The 19,514-nt window shown below is 51.2% G+C and carries 23 protein-coding genes and 1 tRNA gene; 1 reads left to right on the forward strand and 23 read right to left on the reverse strand.

Annotated features, from left to right (window positions below):
• Nucleotides 1-127: 127 nt before the first annotated feature.
• The 3 genes from FZ040_RS04785 to FZ040_RS04790 all read right to left on the reverse strand — a co-directional run bounded on the left by FZ040_RS04785 (nucleotide 128) and on the right by FZ040_RS04790 (nucleotide 1,428).
• A complete protein-coding gene (locus FZ040_RS04785; protein ID WP_255448752.1) occupies nucleotides 128-805 on the reverse strand; it encodes a DpnI domain-containing protein in 678 nt (225 codons plus the stop codon).
• Complete coding sequence (locus tag FZ040_RS13950) at nucleotides 786-929, reverse strand: hypothetical protein (RefSeq protein WP_187620260.1); 144 nt, start codon at nucleotides 927-929, stop codon at nucleotides 786-788. The genes FZ040_RS04785 and FZ040_RS13950 overlap by 20 nt, the downstream gene beginning before the upstream one ends.
• Before the next feature lie 410 nt (nucleotides 930-1,339).
• Nucleotides 1,340-1,428: transfer RNA gene (locus FZ040_RS04790), tRNA-Ser, on the reverse strand.
• A gap of 196 nt (nucleotides 1,429-1,624) precedes the next feature.
• Here FZ040_RS04790 and FZ040_RS04795 point away from each other — a divergent pair.
• Entirely contained in the window at nucleotides 1,625-1,822 is a 198-nt protein-coding gene (locus tag FZ040_RS04795) for a hypothetical protein (RefSeq protein WP_149170952.1), read from the forward strand.
• A gap of 49 nt (nucleotides 1,823-1,871) precedes the next feature.
• On the opposite strand, the gene FZ040_RS04800 is transcribed toward FZ040_RS04795, so the two are convergent.
• The 20 genes from FZ040_RS04800 to mntA all read right to left on the reverse strand — a co-directional run bounded on the left by FZ040_RS04800 (nucleotide 1,872) and on the right by mntA (nucleotide 19,418).
• On the reverse strand, nucleotides 1,872-3,797 hold the full coding sequence (locus tag FZ040_RS04800; protein WP_149170953.1) for a TRAP transporter permease: 1,926 nt from the start codon (nucleotides 3,795-3,797) through the stop codon (nucleotides 1,872-1,874).
• Nucleotides 3,794-4,189: a DUF1850 domain-containing protein gene (locus FZ040_RS04805; RefSeq protein WP_439653907.1), complete on the reverse strand. Its 396-nt coding sequence runs from the start codon at nucleotides 4,187-4,189 to the stop codon at nucleotides 3,794-3,796. Before FZ040_RS04805 ends, FZ040_RS04800 begins: the two co-directional genes overlap by 4 nt.
• Nucleotides 4,190-4,345: 156 nt before the next feature.
• Nucleotides 4,346-5,308: a TAXI family TRAP transporter solute-binding subunit gene (locus FZ040_RS04810; RefSeq protein ID WP_149170954.1), complete on the reverse strand. Its 963-nt coding sequence runs from the start codon at nucleotides 5,306-5,308 to the stop codon at nucleotides 4,346-4,348.
• Nucleotides 5,309-5,448: 140 nt separating this feature from the next.
• Complete coding sequence (locus FZ040_RS04815; RefSeq protein ID WP_149170955.1) at nucleotides 5,449-6,747, reverse strand: M18 family aminopeptidase; 1,299 nt, start codon at nucleotides 6,745-6,747, stop codon at nucleotides 5,449-5,451.
• 33 nt (nucleotides 6,748-6,780) lie between these two features.
• Entirely contained in the window at nucleotides 6,781-7,614 is an 834-nt protein-coding gene (rnfB, locus tag FZ040_RS04820) for an RnfABCDGE type electron transport complex subunit B (protein ID WP_149170956.1), read from the reverse strand.
• Between the two features lie 15 nt (nucleotides 7,615-7,629).
• Nucleotides 7,630-8,205: an electron transport complex protein RnfA gene (locus FZ040_RS04825; RefSeq protein WP_033170468.1), complete on the reverse strand. Its 576-nt coding sequence runs from the start codon at nucleotides 8,203-8,205 to the stop codon at nucleotides 7,630-7,632.
• Nucleotides 8,205-8,855 (reverse strand): electron transport complex subunit RsxE, encoded by a 651-nt coding sequence (gene rsxE, locus FZ040_RS04830; protein WP_149170957.1) that lies wholly within the window; start codon nucleotides 8,853-8,855, stop codon nucleotides 8,205-8,207. Before rsxE ends, FZ040_RS04825 begins: the two co-directional genes overlap by 1 nt.
• Nucleotide 8,856: 1 nt before the next feature.
• Complete coding sequence (locus tag FZ040_RS04835) at nucleotides 8,857-9,405, reverse strand: RnfABCDGE type electron transport complex subunit G (RefSeq protein ID WP_149170958.1); 549 nt, start codon at nucleotides 9,403-9,405, stop codon at nucleotides 8,857-8,859.
• Entirely contained in the window at nucleotides 9,405-10,388 is a 984-nt protein-coding gene (locus tag FZ040_RS04840; protein WP_149170959.1) for an RnfABCDGE type electron transport complex subunit D, read from the reverse strand. The genes FZ040_RS04835 and FZ040_RS04840 overlap by 1 nt, the downstream gene beginning before the upstream one ends.
• Nucleotides 10,385-11,740 (reverse strand): electron transport complex subunit RsxC, encoded by a 1,356-nt coding sequence (gene rsxC, locus FZ040_RS04845; RefSeq protein WP_149170960.1) that lies wholly within the window; start codon nucleotides 11,738-11,740, stop codon nucleotides 10,385-10,387. The genes FZ040_RS04840 and rsxC overlap by 4 nt, the downstream gene beginning before the upstream one ends.
• Nucleotides 11,741-11,779: 39 nt before the next feature.
• Nucleotides 11,780-12,196 (reverse strand): SoxR reducing system RseC family protein, encoded by a 417-nt coding sequence (locus tag FZ040_RS04850; protein WP_149170961.1) that lies wholly within the window; start codon nucleotides 12,194-12,196, stop codon nucleotides 11,780-11,782.
• Nucleotides 12,197-12,333: 137 nt separating this feature from the next.
• Entirely contained in the window at nucleotides 12,334-14,310 is a 1,977-nt protein-coding gene (locus tag FZ040_RS04855) for a penicillin-binding protein (protein WP_149170962.1), read from the reverse strand.
• A 99-nt stretch (nucleotides 14,311-14,409) separates the two neighbouring features.
• Nucleotides 14,410-14,889: a 23S rRNA (pseudouridine(1915)-N(3))-methyltransferase RlmH gene (gene rlmH / locus FZ040_RS04860; protein ID WP_149170963.1), complete on the reverse strand. Its 480-nt coding sequence runs from the start codon at nucleotides 14,887-14,889 to the stop codon at nucleotides 14,410-14,412.
• Nucleotides 14,889-15,995 carry a S1C family serine protease gene (locus FZ040_RS04865; protein WP_149171078.1) on the reverse strand — a complete coding sequence of 369 codons (1,107 nt, stop codon included), beginning with the start codon at nucleotides 15,993-15,995 and terminating at the stop codon, nucleotides 14,889-14,891. The genes rlmH and FZ040_RS04865 overlap by 1 nt, the downstream gene beginning before the upstream one ends.
• 43 nt (nucleotides 15,996-16,038) lie before the next feature.
• Nucleotides 16,039-16,791 (reverse strand): MBL fold metallo-hydrolase, encoded by a 753-nt coding sequence (locus FZ040_RS04870; protein WP_149170964.1) that lies wholly within the window; start codon nucleotides 16,789-16,791, stop codon nucleotides 16,039-16,041.
• Nucleotides 16,792-16,919: 128 nt separating this feature from the next.
• The gene (locus FZ040_RS04875; RefSeq protein WP_149170965.1) at nucleotides 16,920-17,357 is read right to left on the reverse strand and encodes a DUF4869 domain-containing protein; all 438 of its coding nucleotides are present in this window, start codon (nucleotides 17,355-17,357) and stop codon (nucleotides 16,920-16,922) included.
• A 5-nt stretch (nucleotides 17,358-17,362) separates the two neighbouring features.
• Nucleotides 17,363-18,334, reverse strand: a complete 972-nt coding sequence (locus tag FZ040_RS04880) for a phosphoenolpyruvate carboxykinase (ATP) (RefSeq protein ID WP_149170966.1) — start codon at nucleotides 18,332-18,334, stop codon at nucleotides 17,363-17,365.
• Between the two features lie 123 nt (nucleotides 18,335-18,457).
• Entirely contained in the window at nucleotides 18,458-18,748 is a 291-nt protein-coding gene (locus FZ040_RS04885) for a nucleotidyltransferase family protein (protein WP_149170967.1), read from the reverse strand.
• A 5-nt stretch (nucleotides 18,749-18,753) separates the two neighbouring features.
• The gene (locus tag FZ040_RS04890; RefSeq protein WP_149170968.1) at nucleotides 18,754-19,137 is read right to left on the reverse strand and encodes an HI0074 family nucleotidyltransferase substrate-binding subunit; all 384 of its coding nucleotides are present in this window, start codon (nucleotides 19,135-19,137) and stop codon (nucleotides 18,754-18,756) included.
• Nucleotides 19,128-19,418 carry a type VII toxin-antitoxin system MntA family adenylyltransferase antitoxin gene (mntA, locus tag FZ040_RS04895; protein ID WP_187620247.1) on the reverse strand — a complete coding sequence of 97 codons (291 nt, stop codon included), beginning with the start codon at nucleotides 19,416-19,418 and terminating at the stop codon, nucleotides 19,128-19,130. The genes FZ040_RS04890 and mntA overlap by 10 nt, the downstream gene beginning before the upstream one ends.
• Nucleotides 19,419-19,514 lie beyond the last annotated feature (96 nt).

The raw sequence follows: 19,514 nt of genomic DNA on the forward strand, positions 1-19,514 counted from the left end.
GGACGTATGCAGGCGCAAAACCAACTGTATCCTTTTGCCGTTTTCTTCAACCACTTTCAATATGAGTCCTGTATGGGGCTTATCCTGCAAAATGTAGTCCTCGTTAATAAATACTCATTTTAGCCTATCATAACACAGACTTTTCTACCATACCTTTTTCGTCCCTCAATCTATATTCACCTCTGCCCAAAAATTCCACGTAGCCCTTGTCACGCAAAATTTGCAGTTGTTGGCGTATTTTCGGTTGAACATTGTGATTGTCCTGATGCCTTTCTTGCAAATAATCGGTGTAGCCATACACGTCTTGAAGGGAGAACTGCTCCCTTCCTAACTGCTCCACACAATAAAGTACGTCCATCAGCCAGCCACGAGAGTTTATTTTGGTAGCGGCTAAAGCAGCAGTGGCAGAAACCCTTTCACAAACAAGCTGCGAATCTATGACTTCTTGCTGACTGATAACTGGAATAATTCCCTTGGAAGGAATATTTTTCCATGCAATATTACAACCAGTCCAACCTGCACGTCTAGCATTTTGTCCCAAGGGTTTGCGCTTAATAATGATTTCTGGGGTAAAAAAGTATTTGGGAATAAGCCAAAGATTTTCCACCATATACTCCGGTCGTCTATATTCCATAACGAACAAATGCGGATTATGGTCATCTGCCAGTCTTGCCATCATGGTATCATAGGCCCCATCAGTTATCACACTACCAAAGGGGCCATTATGGCTTTTCAATTCAAAAACATTATGGCAGTGAGGACACTGTAAATCTGCCACAGGCTTGTTATTTTTCAAAGCGTTCAAGTGCAGCGCCCCACACATCACACAGTACATATTGTCTGCCGCCCATGCCTCCGTTTATTACCCGGGCCTTTTGCTGCGGGCTGTGGTATGAATTGCCTAGCTCAGCATCCATATGTATATCCATGCTGTTTCTCCTTTTAGCGAATATCTAATTAAACAGCAACCTCTTTCGCAAAATAACACGATTTTATTTTATCATGCAGCCACTCCAAAAAACAATGCCAGTATCTGCCACGCCAAAAGGCACCCCCATAACTGATCCTATTGGTGGTATTGCGGAGCACGCAGAAACTCGGGTGGGCTTTGACGCCGCGGTCGCGGTAGCCTTGGTCGAGGGGCGCGAGGCTTTTGACGAGCTGGGTTTGGATGCAGGTGGCGAGCTTTCCGCCCGCGCCTTCCGTGCTATAACAGTAGGTTTCGGCGCCCCTGCCGCCGCCCTTGTTACCCGACAGTTACCCGACAGTTACCCGACAGACACCCCAAAAACACGCACAAAAAAAGCCTCGTGAAAACTCACGAGACCAATGATTTCAATGGCAGAGAGGGTGGGATTCGAACCCACGGTGGCTATTAACCACACTTGATTTCGAGTCAAGCACCTTCGACCACTCGGACACCTCTCCGTGTTCGTTGCGAACAAAAATATTATACCACATGCTATTGGCTATTGTAAAGATATCTCAGGCAATAAAAGGAAATTTATATCGTTAAAAGTTTCTTAAAAATTTTATCGTTTCTTATTGCATATCTTGATTCTTTCCTCTATAATAAACTTGCGGTCCTGCACAGACCGACGACGCTCTATCGGGAGGTTTTGGTTTGAATAAACAAAACGCTGACCGGGCCACCGCTAGCTTCGCTTTATTGGAGGAGGATTTTTTCCTGCTTCAAGCCAAAGCCGAGGATGTCCTTCTTGATGCGGTCGGACTAGGTCAAAAAATGCAGGCAGCTTTTGACCGCCATAGTGACATTATGAGCTCTGCAGTGCTGAGGAAGGCTCTGTACAGTAAAAAATGAACTGATGGCGCAGAAAGCCCCCGGATTTTACATCCGGGGGCTTTTCCTTTTATACAGTCTGTATCTGATGTTTACGCCGCTGCTGGAACAACAGGATTATCGCAAAGATGGCAATACCGATAACATCGGTCAAAAGGCCCGGCTTAATCATCAGCAGGCCGCCAACGACCAGCAAAATGCGTTCTGGCGCCCGGCAATTATCTGCCAGATAACCAATGAGCGCCGAGGACAATGCCACCATGCCGATAAGCGCCGTTACCGTTGAAAGCAGCAAGTCGACAGCCGTCCCTTCCATCATCAGGATAACCGGCGACAGCACGAAAATGTAGGGAATGATGAACGCCGCAATAGCCAGCTTCGAAGCATTGACACCCGTTTTCAGCGCATTGCCACCACTTATGCCAGCCCCGGCATAAGCAGCTAATGCCACCGGCGGCGTTACATCGGCAATGATGCCAAAGTAAAACACAAACATATGCGCCGCCAAAACCGGTACACCCATCTGTACGAGCGCCGGAGCCGCAATCGTCGACGTAATGACATAGTTAGCCGTAGTCGGCACGCCCATACCCAAAATGATCGCCGTAATCATCGTGAAAAACATCGTCGGCAGCAACATTCCACCGGACAATTCCAACAGACCAGACGCCAATTTAAGTCCGACACCTGTTTTGGTTACTACACCAATGATAATACCCGCTGCAGCGCAAGCTACCAATACGCCCAAGACATTGCGGGCACCTTTTTCCAAGCCACGGACAATCTCAATCGGCTTCATGCGGGTTGACTTGCGAAGGGCCGAGCAGACAATGGACAAGACGATTGCCACCAGCGCAGCCCGCATCGGCGTATACCCTGACACGAGTAAATAGACAATAAGGATCAGCGGTAAAGCCAGATGACCGCGTTCCTTCAAAAGTGTCAGGATTTTGGGCAGCTGATCACGCGGAATCCCCTTGAGGTTCTTACGCTTTGCCTCAAAATGGACGCCCAGCCAAACGCCAGCAAAATAGAGCAATGCTGGAACCACAGCCGCTTTGACAATGTCGATATACGGCACACCGACAAATTCTGCCATAAGAAAGGCTGCAGCGCCCATTACTGGAGGCATCAGCTGACCGCCCGTGGAAGCTGCTGCCTCTACAGCGCCAGCAAAGTTCTTATGATACCCAAGCTTTTTCATCATCGGAATCGTAAGCGACCCTGTACCAACGACATTGGCAACCGAACTACCGGATACCGTTCCCATCAAGCCAGAAGACAGCACCGCCACTTTGGCCGGACCACCGCTGGCCCAGCCGGCAATGGCATTGGCCAAATCGATGAAGAATTTCCCCAGCCCCGTAGATTCCAGATATGCTCCAAAGAGGATAAATAAGAAAATAAACGTCGAAGAAACACCCAAAGGAATACCAAAGATCCCCTCGGTCGTAAAATACAGATGGCTGACCAACTGCGAAAGCGTCAGTCCGCGATGGGCCAACACGCCCGGCATGTACGGCCCAGCAAAAGCATAGCCCAGGAACACCAAGACTACGCAAACCATCGGCAGTCCTACAACACGACGGGTAGCCTCAATGACCAGCAAAATCCCCACAGCACCTACGACCAAATCGACATCCGAAACGGTACCCGCCCGCAAAACGAGATTCTGAAATTCGTAGATGATATAGGCAGGAGCAGCTGCCCCCAAGACAGCCAACACCAAATCCAATGGGTGAATTTTATGGCGCGACCAAGATTTGCAAGTCGGGTATAAAAGATATACCAACGCCAAGCCAAACCCAAGATGAATACCACGCTGCAGCTGTGCATCCAGCACGCCAAAAGTAGCGGTGTACAGCTGAAATACCGAGAACGCTATGGCAATAGCCGCCACGATTTTCGCCATAAAGCCCGTATACTCCATGGTATCGGACTCTTTATCGAATTCCTTCAGGACGTCCTCGGCTCTCTTTGCTTCAGACTCTTTCATGATAACAAACCCTTTCCTAGTGAATTGACATAGATTTCTACCGGCGTTCCCGGTGGATATGATTCATAGACACGGTATTCCCGCCCCTCCAGATAAAGTGTCAGCTTCGTACCGACTCCGGTCCGGAGTGTGAGGGCAGGAAAATGCCGCTCCATATTATCCATGATGTAGTAATCGCCCTCCTGCCGGAAATCTCCCTCTCCTTCCAGGAAAGGCAGGCCGACACCAAAGGACTGATATTTCGTAGAATGAAGGACAAAACTGCGGCCATCTGCATCAACTGCCAGATTTTCCTCCACCGGCGTTTTCTGAACCGAATGGATAAAGCGGATGGAAAACTCCGTACCGGGGACAGCCCGCATTACCGCTACGCGGTTGCCGCCTGCCTTCACAAACAAATACGGCCTGCTGAGAATATATGCACTTCCCAGCAATATGCCAATAATAAAGAGCCAAACCACCGGCCGTTTCCACCAACACAATTTTATCACATTCCCCTCACATAATTAGCCTTCCTCATTTTGATTGAGGAAGGCTAATCCCTTTTCTTATTCCTTGAAGAACTTCTCTGCACCAGCGTTCATCGGCAAGGACATTCCCTTCATAGCTCCATCTTTCGTGATGAGCTTGCCAACGGAATGGGCAGCCTGCAGACGGTCAAGGTTGGAGAAGATAGCCTTGGCAATCTCATAACCAAGCTTATCATCCACTTTGTCCGTAGCGACCAGCATAGCCATAACGGAAATCGTCTGAACTTCCTCATTGAACCCTGCATAAGTTCCGGCCGGAATCGTCGTCTTCGTATAGAACGGATACTTTGCAATCAGAGCATCAGCCTTATCACTGTCTACCGGCAGCAGGCGAATCTTGTTCTGAGAACTGATATCCTGCACCGATGCCGTCGGGTAACCTGCCGTCAGGAAAGCTGCATCAACGTTGCCGTCCTTGAGGGCACTGGCACCTTCTGCAAAGGAAAGGTACTGAACTTCGATGTCGTTATAGGTGATGCCATATGCTTCGAGAATCTGGCGGGCATTGGCCTCAGCACCAGAACCAGCTGCGCCAACAGCGACTTTCTTGCCCTTCAAATCCTTAATGGACTTGATGCCCGAGCTGTCCAGCGTTACAAACTGGCAAGTCTCCGGATACAGCGTAGCAATGCCGCGGATGTTGTCCACTTTCTTATCCTGGAACATCTCCGTGCCATTTACGGCATAATAGGTAATATCATTCTGAACAATAGCCAGATCCACCGAGCCATCCTTCAGCATATTGATATTTGCCACCGTAGCACCGGTACTCTGAGCACTGGCGTTCATACCTTTGATATCCTTGTTGAGGATTTCTGCCATTGCACCGCCAATGGGATAATACGTACCAGCTGTACCGCCCGTCGCGATATTCAGGAATTTCTTGCCGCCGTCATCGCCACCGCAGCCTGTGAGCAGCGCCGCTGAAACGACCATCGCCATACCAATGGCTGCCAATTTCTTGAATTTACCAAAGTCCATACAAACGCCTCCTATGTCCATTTTTTCATACAATATTTTTCATATCATGTATGTAATTATAGCATAGTATATATACACAATCAATAAGCACGTTATGAAAAATATCGCTATTTGTAAAGTATATCTGTATACATTACACATCAATCAGTCATAAACACTTGAAGAAGTTTCGTCAAAGCCTCTTGATCTGCCGCAGCCATAGTCTCCCGCGCTGAATGCATGGCGAGAATCGGCACCCCAATATCCATTGTGCGCATGGGAACCAATGCCGATGCCAGCGAACCAAGGGTCGAGCCGCCACGGCTGTCACTGCGATTGACGAACTGCTGCCATTTAATGCCCTTTGCCTCGCAAAGCCCGCGAATCACCGCCACCGCCTCGGCGTCACCGGCATAAGACTGGCTGCAAGCCTGTTTCAGCGTAAGGCCGCCGCCAAGCACCGGCCGGACCGACGGATCAGTTTTGTCGGCATAGTTTGGATGAACGGCATGAGCCACATCAACCGAAAGCATGAATCCGGCGGCGATATCCCGCAACAAGTCTTCCTGCTCTTTTCCCAGGGAAGTGTACATGCGCTGCAGTACCTGCATAAGTACAGCCGATGCCGCTCCCTGCTTCGTACAGCTGCCTACTTCTTCGTTGTCAAATAGGGCAATGAGCCGCACCCCGTCGCAGGATTCCACTGCACTGATCCCATCGAGGCAGGCTTTTACCGAAGTGAGATTGTCAAGGCGCGGCGAAGACAACATTTCCTCATGCAGCCCCACCGTGCAGCCATTTTCCACCGGGTAGAGCGATAACTCATAGGAAAGGATATCCTCAGCAGCTGTATCCAGTTCCGCTGACAGCCAGTCCAAAAAGAACGCCTTGGCATCGTTTTCCTCCTCCGAAGATTCAGCTCCACCGAATGCAGCCGCAAGCGGCAGCATATCCGTCTGGGCATTTAGTTTCCCCTCGTCATTCACCTCCCGGTCCATATGAATCGCCAAACTCGGAATTGTCACCAGCGGGCGCTCAAAATCAACAAGCCGGATTTCCGGATTAAAGGCATCTTCGCCACGGATTACAACTTTTCCTGCTAACGACAGGGGCCGATCGAGCCAGGTGCGCAAAATCAGGCCGCCGTATTTTTCGACATTCAGCAGGCCGCATTTTTCTTTTACCATGCCAGCCTGCGGCTTCAGCCGAAAGCACGGAAAATCCGTATGCGCCGCCGCCATTCTAAGCGGTCCCTCCGACTCGCCCACCACAAATGCCAGCAAAGTCGAATCATATACCGTTACAAAATACTTTCCCCCCCGCTCAAGCTGCCAGGAATCCGCCAGCGAAAGCTCCCGGAAACCTGCCAGCCGAAGCCGCATCGCACTTGCCTGCACCGTATGGAATGGCGTCGGGCATTCGCCAATAAAATCCAGCAATTCTTCCATTTCAGTATTCATCCAATCAGTCCTTTACTTCAATTAATAATTGTATTATACCACCTCCTTCATCATGCACCCGGCCACCAGTTCCTGTATCGCCTTGGTCGGGCACTTGGCAAGACAGGTGGGGTTATCACAGGTCTTGCAGATTTCCTGATCCACCACGGCCACGAACCGGTCAATCTTGATAGCGCCGTGTTCACAGCTGCGCATGCAGAGACCACAGCCAATGCAGGCATTCTGACAGAGTTTCTTGGCCACTGGCCCCTTGTCGTGCGAACTGCATGCGACCTGTACCGGCGCCGCAAAACTCTGGAGTGTCAAGAGGGCCTGCGGGCAGGTCGAAACGCATTTTCCACAGCCAGTACAGATTGCCTTATCGACCACCGGCAGTCCGTCTGCCCCCATCGAAAGCGCCCCAAACGGGCAGGCGCGCACGCAGTTGCCAAAACCGATGCAACCATATTTGCAGCCCTTGGGCCCGCCCTGAATGAGTTTTGCCGCCGCACAGTCATGAATGCCCTCATATCTAGCCGCCATTACTGCCGCCGTTTTCGTACCGCGGCATTTCAGCTGCGCATATTTTGGTTCGGCGGCCTCAGCTTTTTTCCCCGTAAGTTCTGCCACCTTTTCGGCTACGGCGGCTTTGCCCGGCACACAGAGATTCGGCGGCACATTCTCATCCTCGACAACAGCCTCCGCATACTTGGCACAGCCGGCATAGCCACAGGCGCCACACTGTCCCTTGGGCAGGATGTCCTCTACCTCGTGGATGAGCGGATTCACCTCCATCGCAAATCGTTTATCGGCTAGTGCCAGCACCACGCCAAAGAACGTACCGACGCTCACCAGCACGACAATAATCATAATCGCAGTATTTATCATTGCTCACGCGCCCCCTCACAGCATTCCCGAAAAGCCCAGAAACGCCAGCGAAAGCATTCCTGCCAAAATAAAGGCAATACCAATTCCCTCAAGCGGTTTCGGAACATCGGCATAGGCCAGCTTTTCCCGCAGCGATGCCATCAGGATAATTGCCAGCGCAAAGCCCAGTCCTGAGCCAATAGCAAACACAATGCTTTTGAGCAGGCTGTAACTGTTCTCCACATTGAGAAGCGGCACCGCCAGCACGATACAGTTCGTAGCAATGAGCAGCAGATAAATGCCCCACATATTGTAGAGTGCCGGGGCCTGCTTCTTGATGATGAGTTCCAGCAGCTGCACAAAACTTGCCGTCAGCACGACGAATACAATCGTCGTAAGAAACGTCAGTCCCAAGGGCTGCAGCACAAAAAAGTACACAATCCAAGCCAAGATCGAACTCATGGTCATAACTGAAGTAACCGCCATGCCCATGCCCACGGAGGCACTGAGATTTTTGGAAATCCCAAAGAAAATGCAAAGCCCCAGAAACTTTGTCAGCACAAAGTTGTTGACGACAACTGCGCCGATAAACAAGGTAAGATATTCTGCCATTACGACTCAGCTCCCTTCATCAACTCCATGCGGCGCGCTTCCTTCGCCTTCTTTTCCTCTACGTGTTTGTTCCAAGTTTTCGTTGCCGCTACCAGATAACCAATCAGGATAAACGCCCCTGGCGGCAGTACCATCATCAGCATCGGATTATAGCCGTCACCGAACACCGGCATTCCCAGAATCGTCCCAGCACCGACAAGCTCACGGATCACCGAGATAATCAGCATGGCCAGCGTAAACCCGCACCCCATGCCAAAACCATCCGCAAAGGATTTCACCACACCATGCTTGGACGCATAGACTTCCGCCCGGGCCAAAATGATGGCAAAAACGACCACCAGCGCCAAATAGATTCCCAGCGCCTTGTAAAGCTCCGGGAAATACGCCTGCAAGACCAGCTGGGCCACCGTAACAATTGTCGCGATTGAAGTGATATAAACCGGCACGCGTACCTTGGGATTTACCCAATTCCGCACGATGGAGACTACCACGTTATTCGTCGTAATGACAAAGGTAACCGTAAGCCCCATCGTAAGGCCGTTGATGACGGTTGTAGTCACAGCCAAAGCCGGGCAAAGCGACAAGGCAAGGATAAAAATCGGATTCTCAGCCACGAGGCCTTTGCTGAAGATATTCCATAATTCCTTCATGTCATTTTCCTCCCTGCAAAGCTGCCACTTCCTCGACAGCCTGTTTGACTCCCCGCGTCACTGCCCGCGAGGAAATCGTCGCACCGGTCATCGCCTGAATGTCCTCTTTATCCGCAGGGTCCTTCGTGACCACAAGATGTTCCCTTTCCTTGCCAGCGAACTGCTGCCGGAAGGCGGGCTTCTGAGCATTATCACCGAGACCCGGCGTCTCGTTGTGTTCCAGGATATTGTAATCGATGACCTTGGCGTCCACCGTCACCGCTACCAGCAGCTTGATTTTGCCGCCATACCCCTTCGTCTCACTGGGGACGATATAGGCGGTGATCCTGCCGTCCTTTTTCGCGGCAAACCAGCCCTCATGACCGCTCACTTCCTCAAAAGACTCCGCCTCGGGGACCAAAGCCTTCATGGATTCCTGCTTCATCAGCTCCGCCTTCTGCGCCGCCACCGGAGCCGTCACGTAATAGACCGAACCAATGACCACGCCAGAGATAAAGCAGGCCATTGCCAGATTCGAAGCAATCTTCACAATCGAATGTTCCTCAGCCATCACTTGTCACCTCCAGCCCCAAAGATACGCGGTTTGGTAAAGCGGTCAATCAGCGGCGTCAACGCATTCATCAAGAGAATCGAATAGCAGACCCCCTCTGGATAACCGCCCACAAGACGAATCAACACCGTAATAGCTCCAGCCCCGATGGCAAAGATAACCTGTCCCTTGACGGTCATCGGAATCGTAACCATATCCGTAGCCATAAAGAACGCCCCCAGCATCAATCCCCCGGCCATCATATGGAAAAGCGGATCCCCGGAAAACAGCCCTGCGGGACCAAAGACGAAGGTCAATACCCCCACCGTACCAATCATAACTACCGGTACGATCCAATTCACATACCCTTTTCCAATCAGATACAGTCCACCGATAAGCAGTAATACCGTGCTGGTCTCCCCCAATGAACCATTGCGGGTTCCGATAAACATATTCCAATACAGATTAGCCTGTCCGCCAAACGTCGATAACAGCGCATCATACCCCTGCAGCTTGAGGATATTCAGCGGAGTTGCACTGGTCATAGCATCAACACCAGCACGCATATCCTGCATCTTCGTCCAGGTGGTCATCGCCACCGGCCAGGAGACCATCAGCGCCGCGCGGCCGATATGGGCCGGGTTGAAAATATTGAACCCCAAACCACCCATGGACTGTTTGGCTACGACAATAGCCAGTACCGAGCCAATTGCCACCATATACGGCGGCAGGACAGGCGACATCGACATCGCCAATAGCAGGCCCGTTATACAGGCACTGCCATCAAAAGCCGTGACCGGCTGATGCATGGCCTTCTGCCAGACGTATTCCGACGCCACGGCAAAGACGACACCTACTACCATATTGACAAGTGCCGGAACGCCAAACCACCAAACGGCAAACGCCGCCGCTGGGAGCAGCGCTGCATTTACGCGCCACATAATCCCCGAAATCGTCTCGCCATCGCGAATATGCGGGGAACTGGAAATCGTATACTCACTCATGCCTTCGCCCCCTCTTTCTTCGCCTGCTCCGCCTTGGCTTTGGCCTTTGCCATCTCAGCGCGCACAAATCCCTTGGCATTGCGGATATACTGCACGATATTCCGCTTCGCCGGGCAGATATAGGTGCAGCAGCCACACTCCACGCAATTCATCAGACCATACGAATCACGGCAGGCAGTAAAGTCCTGACGCTGCGACAAAATCGAAAGCATGCTGGGCACCAGCCCCATCGGGCAGGCTTTGACACAGCGCCCGCAGCGGATACAGTTCATTTCCGGGCCATGTTCCGTAAGCTTGCGCGTCAATGCCAGAATACCAGACGAGCCCTTCATCACCGGAACTTCCTCGGTAAACTGCGCCATGCCCATCATCGGGCCGCCCGCGAGCAATTTGTCCGGCTCTTCTTTAAACCCGCCGCAGAACGCGATGGCGTCGCTGTACTTCGTGCCAATGCGCACGCATAGATTCTTCGGCTCAGCAACTGCATCGCCCGAAACCGTCATAATGCGCTCCGTAAGCGGCAGGCCGCGCACTACGGCGTCATCAATTGCCGCCACAGTCCCGACATTCTGCACCACAGCCCCCACATCCATCGGCAGGCCCCCCATGGGAACCTCACGGTCTGCGATAACCTTAATCAGCATTTTCTCCGCGCCCTGCGGATACTTCGTCTTCAGTGCCGCCACCTCAATTTCCGTGCCCTCGCAGGCCTTTTTCATGGCGGCAGCCGCCTCAGGTTTGTTATCCTCAATGCCGATTACACTGCGTTTGACACCCAGCACCCGGGCAAGAATCTGTGCCCCTTCCACAATCTTTGCCGGCATCTCCAGCATCAGCCGGTAATCCGCTGTCAAATACGGCTCACACTCTGCGCCGTTAAGAATCAATATATCCACTGGTTTCGCCGGTTTAAGCTTGATATGTGCGGGGAACGTCGCTCCCCCCATACCGACAATACCGGCGGACTGGATGGCGGTTAGAATCTCCTCATTCGTCATCGCCTGCCAATCCCGCGCCAGCGGCAAACCATCAGCCCAGCTGTCCTCGCCATCGTTTTCAATCACGACTGCCTGACAGCTGATGCGCCCCGAATGCGGACGCTCCTCAATGCGGATGACCTTACCGGATACCGGGGCATGAATATCCGCATGCATAAAAGCCGGACTCGTGCCAATAAGCTCTCCCCGCTTTACGAGATCACCAACCTTCACACATGGCGCACAAGGCGCACCGATATGCTGGCTCATCGGTACGACAACTTCGGCCGGCGCCGGCATCACCTCGATAGGCTTATCCTTTGCCAGCTCCTTGCCATCATGCGGATGAATCCCGCCTAGAAAACTCCTGAACATGAACAATCACCTCATAGCTCCCTAAAATATCTGAAACGGTCAATCATCCAAAATCTCTACGATTACCGGTTTCATCCTTTGCTGCTTTGCCACCTGCCGGTCAAATAACCGGATTGTGAATAGCGACAAAACGAAAAAAAAGCCCGCGCCAGCTTCCGCCCAAAACGGATAGTCCTCCCCAATGCCAATCGCCAGCTGCCAGCCGAGCACGGCTCCCACCGCCGCCGACAACAGCGGCAGTACAAACACGACGAAAGCTCCTGTCAGCACATGGGCTTCCTGCATGGCAAACCGCACGCGCTGTCCTGGCTGGGCGCCGATTCGATTGACGGCTTCTACCATCACCTGACGGCTTGAGGGACAGGCGCCACAGCCAGAACACTCCGCATGACGCCCCACCTTGATGCTGGCCAGACCATCCTGGACCTTCACGACCAGACCTTCCTCTTGTTTCATCCAGCCACCTCCTCATTTTTCCTATTGTCTAGATTCGTTTTTTGTTCCAAATTTCCTTGTTTTTTATCATTTGTGAAAGTTTTATTTTACACGGACACAAAAAAAGCCTCCCGAAAACGGAAGACTTTTTCCTATCACTATTCAGGTTTAAAATACACGACAATGCCGCGGCCTTTATCCACCAGCGTATTCGGCGGAATGCTCTGCCCGGTCGCAAAACCTGACCCCTCGCTTTCAAAGCTCAGGCCCTTGTCGCTGGCAAGACGCGCCGCCTCACGGAGACTTTTCCCTGTGAAGTCCGGCATGACAATCATCCCGTCCGGCACAACGCCTTCATAGCCTTTTATCGGTTTCGGCTGCGGCGTCTTGGGCGGGTCCATGCCCGCAAACGGGTCGCTGGACGGAGCAATCCGCAGATAGCGGAACAATTGCGAGAAAATCCGGCTGGCTACCGGCGCCGCAATCTGACCGCCGTAATAGTTGCCCTGGCTCGGGTCATCAATCATGACCAAAACCGTCAGCTGCGGATCCTCAACTGGTGCAAAACCACAGAACGAGGCAATATAACGCCCCTCCATATAACCGGCACCATCCTCACGGATTTTCTGGGCTGTACCCGTCTTACCTGCAATGCGGTAACCCTTGACGCCAGCCTTGGCACCACCGCCACTGGCGACGACCTGCTCCAAAAGGCCAACGAGCGTCTTATCCGTAGCCGATTCAATCGTACGGCGTACCTCCTGCGGACTGCGCTCCTCATAAACCGAGCCGTCCGCATTGCGGATGGACTTGACGATATGCGGCTTCAACAATACACCATCATTGGCAATCGCCGACATCGCCGTCACGAGCTGAAGCGGCGTCACGGCGATACTCTGGCCAATCGACATCGTAGCAATATCCGAGTCGCGCATCTGCTCGGGGTCGAAGAGAATACCACTCTCCTCAGCCGGCAAATCAATGCCCGTGGCCTCACCGAAGCCAAACTTCTTCGCATATTCCGTAATCTTGTCTGCTCCCAGCCGCAGGCCTACCTGCGCAAAACCGGTGTTGAGCGACTGCTTGACGACATCGGTAAACGTGACCGTACCAAAGCTCGTACCGCTCCAGTTCTGGATGCGGCGCCCCGACACCATGACATACCCCGGATCGACAAAGACCTGATTCGGCGTAACCACCTGTTCCTGCAGGGCCGCACCGGCCACCACGGATTTAAAGGTCGAACCCGGCTCATAAATAAACGACACCGCCCGGTTCTTCCAAACCTCTGGCTTGTAGTCCCAGAACTTATTCGGGTTATAGGACGGACGCGATGCCATCGCCAAAACCTCACCGGTCTTTGGATTCATGACTACGCAGGTAATGGACTTTGGCCGGTTCTCTGCCACGGCCCGGTCAAGTTCCTGCTCGACAATGAACTGGATACCACTGTCAATCGTGAGCTCAACCGTCTTGCAGTAATCGCCACGGTAATGGCGGCTGCTGGAAAAGATCGAATCGAGAATCGGCCGGTCCCGGCGGTCTGTCGTCAGATATTTTTCCCTGATTTCCCCCTTCAGCAGGCTGTCCAGTGCCTGTTCTACCCCGTCAAGTCCCTTGTCGTCCGTACCGACAAAGCCAAGGACATTGGCCGCTAAAACATCGTTGGGGTAATAGCGCTTTGCCTCATCGCGGAACCCAAGACAGGTAGAATAGCCCTTCTCCTTGATGAGTGCCCGCACTGCCTCATATTCCGACTGTTCCATGCGTCGCTTGACCCAGACAAAACCGCCGCCCACGGCAATATCATCGAGAACGTCCTGCTCCGTTTTCTCAATCAGCGGTGCCAAATCCGCCGCCAAAGCCTGCGGATCATCCACATGATTCGGATCCACGTACAGGGATTTCGTCATGGTACTAACCGCCAGCTCGCGCCCATTGCGGTCAATGATGGCGCCGCGCGGCGACTGGATGGCATAATCATGGCCTACCTGATTTTTCATACGCTCCGACAGCTCATTTCCCTGTACCAGCTGCAGCCAGCCATAGCGCAAGACGACTACTCCCAAAATAAAAAGCATAAACATAGCCAATGCGGTAATATGCTTTTGCGTCTCGTATCGTCTTTTCTTCATTCCTCTATATCACTCCTGTCGTGAAACGACATACTTACCGAAATTATACTCCTTATATCATACCACAAAAAAACCTCCCCCTAAAGGGGAAGGCTTATATTACCAGTGATACTTCTCACCGCGATTGATTTTAAAACAGCGATAAATCTGCTCGACGAGCAACAGCCGCACCATCTGATGCGTGAACGTCAGCTGTGAAAAACTCAGCCGCTCATCCGCCGCCGCCCGCACCTCTTTCGAAAGGCCAAAGGCGCCGCCAATCAGGAACGTAATATTGCTGCGTCCCTGAATCCCCAGCTGGTCCAGCTTCTCCGCGAGCTTTTCCGACGGCATCTCCTTGCCGAATACGTCGAGCACAAAGAGGAAACTTCCCGCAGGCACCAGCTTCAAGAGTTTCTCGCCCTCCTTCTGCAGAACCTGTTCTTTCTCTGCCGCCGACGGCTCATCGGGCATCTTTTCCTCGTGGATTTCCTTTATCTCCACCTGCGCAAAGGGGCGGAGCCGCTTCATGAACTCCGCAATCCCTGCACTCAGATACTTTTCTTTTATTTTGCCTGCACAGACAATCGTAATCTTCATTAATTCTTATCCTGCGGCATTTCCTCGAGAACGACATCGACATTCTTCTGCTTGCCGTTGCGGTCAAAGGTTACCTTCACCGTATCGCCGACCTTGTGGTCTGCAATCTTAGAACGGAGGTCCTGAACGCTGTTCGTCTCCTGGCCATCGAGTTTCAGGATGATATCGCCGCGCTGCAAGCCAGCTTTGCCACTCGGGCCATTGAGCGTCAGCTGGAAGACATAGACGCCCTTGTCGATATTGAGCTGATAGCCATAGCGGGCTGCCGTCTGCGGGTCAAATACCGATACGCCAAGATACGGACGAGCTACATAACCCTTTTCCATAATCTCGTTGATGACATTCTGTACGGTATTGATAGGAATGGAAAATCCCATGCCTTCAACGCCGTTGGCTGCTACCTTGGCACTATTGATGCCGATGACCTCGCCATCTGCATTGACCAAAGCACCGCCTGAGTTGCCCGGATTGATAGCCGCATCCGTCTGCAACAATTTCACGCGCTTATCGCTGATGTCGAGCGTACGGTTCAGCGCACTGATAACACCGCTCGTCACACTGCCCTGGAACTCCAGGCCCATCGGATTGCCGATAGCGATGGCCGGCTCACCAACAACAATCTTGTCCGAATCGCCAAACTTTGCCACCGGCAGATTGCCATCATCCACACGGACAACCGCCAAATCCGTCATCTCATCAGCACCAATCAGCTTGCCCTTGAGCGTGCGGCCATCGGCCAGCGAAACAATGAGTTCCTTGGCATTGCTGATAACATGGTTATTCGTCACGATATAGCTCTTGCCGCCATCATTCTTGAAGATAACGCCCGAACCAACGCCCTCGGTTTCCACCGGATTGTTGAACCAGTCGCGCGCCACGGCCTTATTCGTGATGCCAACCACCGTCGGGCCAACAACCTTAGCCGCACGAACGACCGGCGTGTTGCGTGCATCCGACAGCGTCTGATTACTTGCCGCCTGCTGAACCGCAGCTGCGCTGGAAGACGAGGAATGGTCCGCCTGTCCTGCCGAACATCCCGAGAACGAAACCACCGACATTGCTACCATCAAAGCAGCAACCAGATTTTTCTTTTTTTTATTATTCATAGACTTAAAGAACGATTTCATAAAAATCCCTCCAAAGATATATTTACCCTGATACAGCCTCAGTCTGACTCGTCATGATTATCTCCTGCCGAATCCCCTGCCGCTCAAGAATCGCCTGCACCGTATCCCGTGCCAAATCCGGACGATTATTCTCCTCTGACAAATGCGCGAGGAACACCTTCTGCGGACGCCGCTTCATCCGGGCAATCGCCCAAGCCGCATCCGAATTGGCCAAATGACCACGATTCGAAAGAATGCGCCGCTTAAGCGGCCATGGATACGAACCATTTTTCAGCACCTCGGGGTCATGATTGGCCTCCAACACCAACGTGTCGGCGCCTTCAATCGCCGCCTGGACATTGGCCGTAACAAACCCAAGGTCCGTCGCCAGCGCCATACACTGCGAACCCTGTATTCGATACCCAACAGGATCAGCCGCATCGTGCGACGTTGAAAAAGGTGTCACTGACAGCCCTGCCAGCTTGAATCCCGATTCCACCGGGCAGATGCATTCTGGTGGAAGCTGGGCGCGGCAGCTCATATTCTCAAACGTCGCCCGACGCGAAAAAATTGGCAGGTGATACCACTTCGACAGTGTCACAAGCCCCGCGATATGGTCGCGATGCTCATGGGTAATCAGCACGCCATCAAGACTGGCTGCATCGACGCCCTGCGCCAGAAGCGCCTTCTTGATACGCGTCGCGCTGATGCCTGCATCCAGCAGCAATCGGCACCCATCCATTTCCACATAAACCGCGTTGCCTTTGCTCCCGCTGGCCAACACTGAAACCTGCATATACCTGCTAACTCCTATCCTAATCTTTGACTCTGAAAACTATCTGCAAAAGCCCGGTGCCAAAAGCACCGGGCACGAGACCTATTATACACTTTTCCACTCACACTGTCATGCAGACATTGTGTCCATCATACATACTTTATAGCTATTGGCAAAAGTTCACGCATGCTATGTACTACCTCATCTGTATTAAGCACATGTATAGCAAACGGCTCCTCACCAAAGTTCATGATATTTCGCAGATTCACCGTTCGTTCTTCATCCGCCGCAATCTTCAACAGCCATTTGGCGCAATTATTGCCACATGTCGAAACATTAAACACCATATCCGGCATGAACTTCACCAGCATCAAAGTCTTCACACCGCCCGACAAACGCTCCGGCGCAATCTTTCCCAACACAGGGCTGTCGATAACACCTGACCCCAGCACTTCCGACTTATCAACATCAGCAATCATCTGCTTGGAAAAATCATCGACAATCCAATTATCATCATAACTGTTCTTAAAAAATACCGCTGTATTAAATATCGCCTCAGGCATATCACCATAAAAAACATGTAGCAAATCTATCACCATCCCCATCGATTCATTAGCGGCTTCATAACAGCCAAAATCTTCATCTTATTTGCCTCATGCAAATACACAGGGTTCAGCTTATTCTTCACATACTGATACAACGTTCCCCTCGTGCTATCCTGCAAAATCGTTGTAAAAAACTGTTCCCAACTAAAATACTTTTCACTGTCGATATAATCATAGGGGGTGGCTAATATATCCGTCAAATTTTCCTTAGTAATAAGACCCGATTGCAAAATAAGCCACTCAAACGACTCTGGCAAATAAAGATATATACCATCACGAAGCTTCATAAGCTCCGTGATGCGTTCCATCTCAGGACCAAAGGCCGCTCCATCAGCTACCACCAGCACGGGCTCGTGGCAAGCCATAATAGCCGCCGCCACATTTGACTTTCCTCCAGCCGAAGCACAGGTAACTCCCTTGTCCGTGCCCACCTCTGAGAAAAACTGATACCCCGCACGCGAATCTTCTGTAAGCAGCTTCTTTATAGGCTTCGGCTGTCCCATTGGTATGTTCTCATACAGTCTATAGAACTCATGATAAGACGCCTGCAACTTGCCATATTTCCCCGAATTACGAATCCCATATATCTCATCTACGCTATAAGGAATGTTTTCTAAACGTTCCCGTGTGACAATAACATAATAGTTAGACGTTTTCTTTATCGCCTCAGCAAACTCCTGTGACAAAACAAAATTATGCCCCTCATCGATGAACACAATACTGTTTTCCAGCTCTGCAATATCGCGCTCCCATTTGCGCCCTGACAAAACCACACATTCTTTATCGCATTTTATCGTAATACCGCTATCAATACCATTTTCATTGCAGTCACGAATCATCTCCACCAAGGTAGTCTTCCCCGTGGCACTCTGACCGCGAATAACGGTAATATTGCGCCTGATAGTAAACTTATACTGTAAACGCCGGCTATTTATCACAACATCATAACTGCCACGCAAATTCTCACCTCATTTAGACTGATTCGACACAATCTTTCACTCGATTAACACGCTCATTTATTAAACAGCTCTCCATAGAGCCGTTTAATATCTTCCCCAAACTTTATATTGCTGATATAATTCTCAAACTTTTTCATAAATCGTCACCCCATCGCGTACAATTTCCTGCAACAATTCCTGTGAGTAATCATACCTGTCCATATCTAAAATATCAAACATCAGCAAAGTCCAAACTTTCTCATCAACATCTAACGAAAAATTCGTAAAGTCTGCACAACCATAAACTGCTAAATCTACGTCACTTTTCGGATGGTTATCCCCCCGAGCTCGCGACCCGAACAAAACACCCCGCTGAACATCATACGCTTCAGCCAGTTCCTTTATCCCCGCAATAACCTTTTCTGGCAAATCCATTCCAATCACTCCGTCATCCGCCGATACCACAGTTGCATAAACTGCTCATACTCGGGTATTTGCCCTGCTAATTTTATGGCCAATTCCTCATCATAAGTATACGCAGTAAGATTGCGTGCATCGACCATCTTCAATGCCAACACCGTTTCTTCGTCTGAAAATACCTTCACATCACGCAACGCACGGATTACAGCCTTAGGCGAAGCAACATCCAAGCCCTCTGCATCACGCAAATAATCCTTGCCACACTTCCACATGATTTCAAAACAAAACTCAAACCGCTGAATCAAGCCGTCTCGTTCCATCTCTGAGAGTTGTTCCTTCGTAACAGCCTCGTGAAGTTTCGCCAATGCTCGTGAAGCAGTTGCAAAACGCTTTGTTATTTCCATTGAATACCATCCTTCCGTATTTCCTGCAAAAGCGTTTGAGAAGCCTGTTGCATATCCACCACATCGACGCGGTAAGGAATCGTCGACTCCTCCAACTGCTCACGAAGTTCGCCAATCTTTAACACTCCAGATACACCATCTGGATATTCAACAGCTACATCGACATCAGATCCCTGCCGCGCCGTCCCCTTCGCCCATGAACCGAACAAATAAATATGAACGGATTCATCACGCATGTAATCCAAGAAAAAATCCTTTACCCGCTTTACATGCTCATTCATAAAAGCATTCTCCATATTTTCCTGAAGTCCTTATTCCATATATCTCATCTACACTATAAGGAATGTATCCCACTCTCTTCATGTGTCAGCTCATTA

Origin of the sequence: Pseudoselenomonas ruminis, from assembly GCF_008271295.1 — a bacterium.
GTDB classification, from domain to species: Bacteria; Bacillota; Negativicutes; order Selenomonadales; family Selenomonadaceae; genus Selenomonas_A; species Selenomonas_A ruminis.